A 5,151-nucleotide genomic window follows, 5' to 3' on the forward strand; every position below is an offset into this window, starting at 1 on the left:
GGCCAACCTGCTGCGTTTTCTCCAGGAGAAGCACATCGAACGGGTGGGCGGCAGCCAGCCGATTCCGGTGGATGTGCGGGTGCTGGCGGCGACCCACGTGGACCTGGAACGGGCCATCGAGCAAGGGCGCTTTCGCGAAGACCTGTATTACCGCCTGAACGTACTGCAAGTGGTGACCGCGCCGCTGCGCGACCGGCATGGCGACCTGTCGATGCTGGCCAGCCACTTTGCCCACTTTTATAGCCTGGAAACCGGGCGCCGGCCGCGCTCGTTCAGTGATCATGCCCTGGCGGCGATGGGCCGGCACGACTGGCCGGGCAATGTGCGCGAGCTGGCCAACCGCGTGCGCCGCGGGCTGGTGCTGGCCGAAGGCCGGCAGATCGAGGCGCAGGACCTGGGGTTGCAGCTGCTGGACCTGGAGCAGCAGCCGCTGGGCACCCTGGAGGAGTACAAGCACCGGGCCGAGCGTCAGGCCCTGTGCGATGTACTCAACCGGCACAGTGACAACCTCAGCGTGGCGGCCAAGGTGCTTGGGGTTTCACGGCCGACGTTCTATCGGCTGCTGCACAAGCACCAGATACGCTAGGTTGTCGTCCTCGGATCAATGCGGCCCGCGCACAATGGTCTTCAACAGGTCTTCCGGGCTGATGTGCCCCACCACCTGGGCCACGGCGCTGCCCGGGGTCGGCAGGTCGATGATGTGGCTTTTCATCTTGCCCACCACATGCATTTCGCACGGTTTGCAGTCGAACTTCAGGGTCAGCACCTCGTCACCCTGAATCAGCTGCATCGGTGCCACCTTGGTACGCACGCCGGTCACGCCCTTGGCCTGCTTGGGGCACAGGTTGAACGAGAAGCGCAGGCAGTGCTTGGTGATCATCACCGGCACTTCGCCGTGCTCTTCATGGGCCTCGTAGGCCGCATCGATCAACTGCACGCCGTGGCGGTGGTAGAAGTCGCGCGCCTTCTGGTTGTAGACGTTGGCCAGGAACGACAGGTGTGAATCGGGGTATACCGGCGGCGGCGTGGTCTCGGCCTTGCGCGCGCCACGCGGGTGCGCCTGCACGCGTGCTGCGGTCAGTGCCTCGATGGCTTCGCGGCGCAGGGCCTTGAGCTGCGAGTTGGGTACGAAATAGGCCTGTGGCGCGTCCAGCTGGATGCTGTCGGCGTGATACATCGTGGTACCCAGCTGGCCCAGCAGGTCGTGCAACTGGTCCAGCGCCTGCTGCGGCTTGTTGGCCGGGCCGAACGGGCCATCCAGGGCCACCTGCACGCTGATACCTTCTTCACTGCTGAGGGTCAGCATCAGGCGCTGCTCGCGCAGAACGGCGTGCCACTCGACGCCCACCCGGCGCTCGGAAGAGGTGCGCTGCAGGGCCTGTTGCCAGTTGTGGTCGAGGTTGCGAGACAGCGGGTGGTTGGGGCGCAGCTTGTGCAGGCCTTCGGGCATTTCGTTGGGTTCGACACGGTAGCGGTAACGCTTGTGGCCGTCTTCCTCGAACTCGCCGCGTGGTTCGGCGATGTTGGCGCGGAAACCCACCACTTCGCGCTTGACCAGCACATTCAGGCCGTCGCCGTTGGTCAGTGGCACCTCGGTGACCACCTGCATGTCACGTTTGCCGACTTTTTCCACCACGCCGACCGGCAGGCCGGTGAAGGTTGGCGAGTCGAACGCGCCGATGTCGACCTTGCGGTCGCTGACGAAGTAGTCGGTGCTGCCGCGGTGGAAGGTCTTGTCCGGGTCGGGCAGGAAGAAGTGCTCGGTGCGGCCGCTGGAGGCGCGGGCCAGTTCCGGGCGGCCTTCGAGGATGGCGTCGAGCTCTTTGCGGTAGTGGGCAGTGATGTTCTTCACGTAGCCCATGTCCTTGTAGCGGCCCTCGATCTTGAACGAGCGCACGCCGGCATCGACCAGGTCCGCCAGGTTGGCGGTCTGGTTGTTGTCCTTCATCGACAGCAGGTGTTTCTCGAAGGCCACCACGCGGCCCTGGTCGTCCTTCAGGGTGTAGGGCAGGCGGCAGGCCTGCGAGCAGTCGCCACGGTTGGCACTGCGGCCGGTCTGCGCGTGAGAGATGTTGCACTGGCCGGAGAAGGCAACGCACAGCGCACCGTGGATGAAGAACTCGATGGCGGCATCGGTTTCGGCGGCGATGCTGCGAATCTGCTGCAGGTTCAGCTCGCGGGCCAGTACCAGCTGCGAGAACCCGGCCTGGTCGAGGAATCGGGCCCGCTCCAGGGTGCGGATGTCGGTCTGGGTGCTGGCGTGCAGCTCGATCGGCGGGATGTCCAGCTCCATCACCCCCAGGTCCTGCACGATCAGGGCATCGACGCCGGCGTCGTACAGCTGGTGAATCAGCTTGCGCGCGGGCTCCAGCTCGTTGTCGTGGAGGATGGTGTTGATGGTGGTGAACACCCGTGCGTGGTAGCGCCGGGCGAACTCGACCAGCTCGGCGATATCGCCGACCTCGTTGCAGGCGTTATGGCGCGCGCCGAAGCTCGGGCCGCCGATGTAGATGGCGTCAGCGCCGTGCAGGATCGCTTCACGGGCAATGGCCACGTCGCGCGCAGGGCTGAGCAGTTCCAGGTGATTCTTTGGAAGGGACATGTCGTTATATTTTCGGGCTGTCACGGTAGGCGGGCATTGTAGCGGTGAAACGGGCCGGCGGCATCATTGGGGTGCTGGGAGGTGTATCGCTTGTACCGGCCCTATCGCCGGCAAGCCAGCTCCCACAGGTACGACGCTGCCTTGAAGGCTGCGCTGTACCTGCACTATCGCCGGCAGCCAGCTCCCACAGGTACGACGCTGCCTTGAAGGCTGCGCTGTACCTGCACTATCGCCGGCAGCCAGCTCCCACAGGTACTGCGCATGCCTTGAAGGCTGCACTGTACCTGTGGGAGCTGGCTTGCCGGCGATAGGGCCCTGGCAGGTAAATCAGCGCTTGGCGGCCATTGCGGTCACTTCGACGCGCATGCCTTCGAATGCCAGCGAAGCCACACCCACCGCAGCACGTACTGGCCACGGCTTGCCGAAGAAGCGCTGGTACACCTCGTTGAACGCCGCGCGGTCGGCCATGTCGGTCAGGTAGATGGTCAGGTGCAGCACCCGGTCCATGCCGCTGCCGGCCTTTTCCAGGGCCACTTTCAGCGCCTGCAGGGTGCACTCGCTCTGCTCGACGATACCGCCCAGCTCCAGGCTGCCATCGGGGTGGGTCGGGATCTGGGTGGTGACTAGCACGCCGTTGTACTCGGCCACGTCGGAGGAAATGGATTCGGCGTCCGGGTCTGGGGTGTAGATGATGTCTGCAGTTGCCATGGTCTGTTTTGCCTTGCGACGGAAGGAAAGCGGCAAGCCTACGCGAGCCCGGCGGGCGGGTCGAGGGCGCCCCGGTGTTTGTAATGCGCGCTGTTCGCCGTCAGAATCGCGCCCCATTGCAACGCAGGGGTTTAACGTGAACGAACAGACTTTGTCCAGGCGCCTGGAGCGCGTGGCCGCCCATGTGCCACAGGGCGCGCGCCTGGCCGACATTGGCTCCGACCATGGTTACCTGCCGGTGGCCCTGATGCTGCGTGGGGTAATCGAGGTGGGCGTGGCCGGCGAGGTGGCGCAGACGCCGTTCGCCTCGGCCCAGCGCAACGTGCGCAAGAATGACCTTGAAGACCGCATCACCGTGCGCCTGGCCGATGGCCTGGCGGCCGTCGAGGCGCAAGATAGGATCTCGGTGATCAGCATCTGCGGCATGGGTGGCGACACGATGTGCGAGATCCTCGAAGCCGGCAAGCAGCGCCTGGCTGGGGTAAAACGCCTGGTACTGCAGCCCAATGGCGCCGAACGCGAACTGCGGCAGTGGCTGATGGGTAACGGCTTTTGCATCGTCAACGAAGAGCTGTTGCGAGAAAACCGCTTTGACTACGAGATCATCGTCGCCGAACCGGGCAGCGTGGCCTATACCGCTGAGCAACTGTACTTCGGACCGGTGCTGATGCAGGCGAAAAGCGAGGCGTTTGTGGTGAAGTGGCGCCGCATGCTGAAACAGAAGCAGCAGACCCTGGCCAACTTCGCGCGTGCCCGCGACGCGGTACCTCAGGTGAAAATAGACGACTTCAACCAGCAGGTGGGCTGGATCACCCAGGTGCTGGGCTGACTCACTGCTGCGAGCAGTTGCCCATCTCGCGGTAGTCGATTTCGCGCTTCTGGCCCTGATGGTCGACATACACCATGTGAGCGGTGCCAACCTGGCAATCGGCGGCGTTGCTGGCAGGGGTGATGGAGATGACCTTCGCCACATCCAGCGGCATGCCGTATTCGTAACTGCTGCTGACCGGCTGGTTTTTGCCCGTGTCGGCGAAGGCACCGAACGAGGCCAGGGCAGCGGCGACTGCAAGCACAGCGATCGAACGTTTCATGGCAAGCTCCTTTTTCAATGTATGACTAATGATGTATTCAAAGGTCTCACACAATAAATGGGCCAAGCCGTGATAGATTCCTGCCTTTAGCGTAAGAATAAGACCAACAAGGAGCACCCCTTTCATGGACATGCTGCATGCCATGCGTACCTTCGCCCGTGTGGTTGAATGTGGCAGCTTCGCTGCGGCCGCCAATGCCCTGGACATTTCCGCCGCGCAGGTTTCGCGCATCGTCGCCGAACTGGAAAACCAGCTGCAGACCCGCCTGCTGCACCGCACCACCCGGCGCCTGCGCATGAGCGAGGCAGGCGAGCGCTTTCTTGAGCGGGCGCGGCAGATCATGCTGCTGACCGAGGAAGCGGTGGGTGAAGCCCGTGGCGCGCACCTCACGCCACGTGGGCGCCTGCGGCTGCATTGCCCGCACGGGCTGGGCCTGCTGCTGATGCCGCTGGTGGCCGGTTACAACGCGCTGTGCCCGGAGGTGGTGATCGAATTGACCCTGTCCCAACGCAACCCCGACCCGTTGGCCGAGGGGCATGACGTGGTGATCACGGTTGACGGGGCGCTGCCGGACTCGCAGCTGATCGCCGTGCCGCTGGGCAACATCTTCAGCATCCCTTGCGCGGCCCCCGCGTACCTGGAGGCCCATGGCGTACCGGAGCGCCCCGAAGACTTGCACAGCCATCGCTGCCTGCGCATGGCCTACCCGATGTACGAGGGCGACTGGGTGTTCCCGCAAGGGGTTGACCA

General features: G+C 64.3%; 6 protein-coding genes. 3 read left to right on the top strand and 3 right to left on the bottom strand.

What is annotated here, in order from left to right:
* The coding region (locus tag HP546_RS25530) for a sigma 54-interacting transcriptional regulator (protein WP_172231192.1) at window positions 1–586 on the top strand (586 nt) is incomplete at its 5' end.
* A 15-nt stretch (window positions 587–601) separates the two neighbouring features.
* Here the strand turns inward: HP546_RS25530 and HP546_RS25535 are convergent.
* Window positions 602–2,602, bottom strand: coding sequence for a U32 family peptidase (locus tag HP546_RS25535; RefSeq protein ID WP_172231195.1), 2,001 nt, complete (start codon window positions 2,600–2,602; stop codon window positions 602–604).
* A gap of 327 nt (window positions 2,603–2,929) precedes the next feature.
* Window positions 2,930–3,310, bottom strand: coding sequence for a RidA family protein (locus HP546_RS25540; RefSeq protein WP_172231198.1), 381 nt, complete (start codon window positions 3,308–3,310; stop codon window positions 2,930–2,932).
* 136 nt (window positions 3,311–3,446) lie between these two features.
* Here HP546_RS25540 and HP546_RS25545 point away from each other — a divergent pair, with 136 nt between their 5' ends.
* Window positions 3,447–4,139 (top strand): tRNA (adenine(22)-N(1))-methyltransferase TrmK, encoded by a 693-nt coding sequence (locus HP546_RS25545; RefSeq protein ID WP_172231201.1) that lies wholly within the window; start codon window positions 3,447–3,449, stop codon window positions 4,137–4,139.
* Between the two features lies 1 nt (window position 4,140).
* Here the strand turns inward: HP546_RS25545 and HP546_RS25550 are convergent, their stop codons facing one another.
* Window positions 4,141–4,401, bottom strand: coding sequence for a DUF2790 domain-containing protein (locus tag HP546_RS25550; protein WP_172231204.1), 261 nt, complete (start codon window positions 4,399–4,401; stop codon window positions 4,141–4,143).
* Window positions 4,402–4,525: 124 nt separating this feature from the next.
* Here HP546_RS25550 and HP546_RS25555 point away from each other — a divergent pair.
* The coding region (locus tag HP546_RS25555) for a LysR family transcriptional regulator (protein ID WP_172231207.1) at window positions 4,526–5,151 on the top strand (626 nt) is incomplete at its 3' end.

This window comes from Pseudomonas sp. CM25 (assembly GCF_013179705.1).
Classification (GTDB): Bacteria; Pseudomonadota; Gammaproteobacteria; order Pseudomonadales; family Pseudomonadaceae; genus Aquipseudomonas.

Excerpts from the sequence above, each read along its gene's own strand:
- HP546_RS25550 (WP_172231204.1), bottom strand. The coding sequence starts at position 4,401 with ATGAAACGTTCGATCGCTGTGCTTGCAGTCGCCGCTGCCCTGGCCTCG.
- HP546_RS25535 (WP_172231195.1), bottom strand. The coding sequence starts at position 2,602 with ATGTCCCTTCCAAAGAATCACCTGGAACTGCTCAGCCCTGCGCGCGAC.
- HP546_RS25540 (WP_172231198.1), bottom strand. The coding sequence starts at position 3,310 with ATGGCAACTGCAGACATCATCTACACCCCAGACCCGGACGCCGAATCC.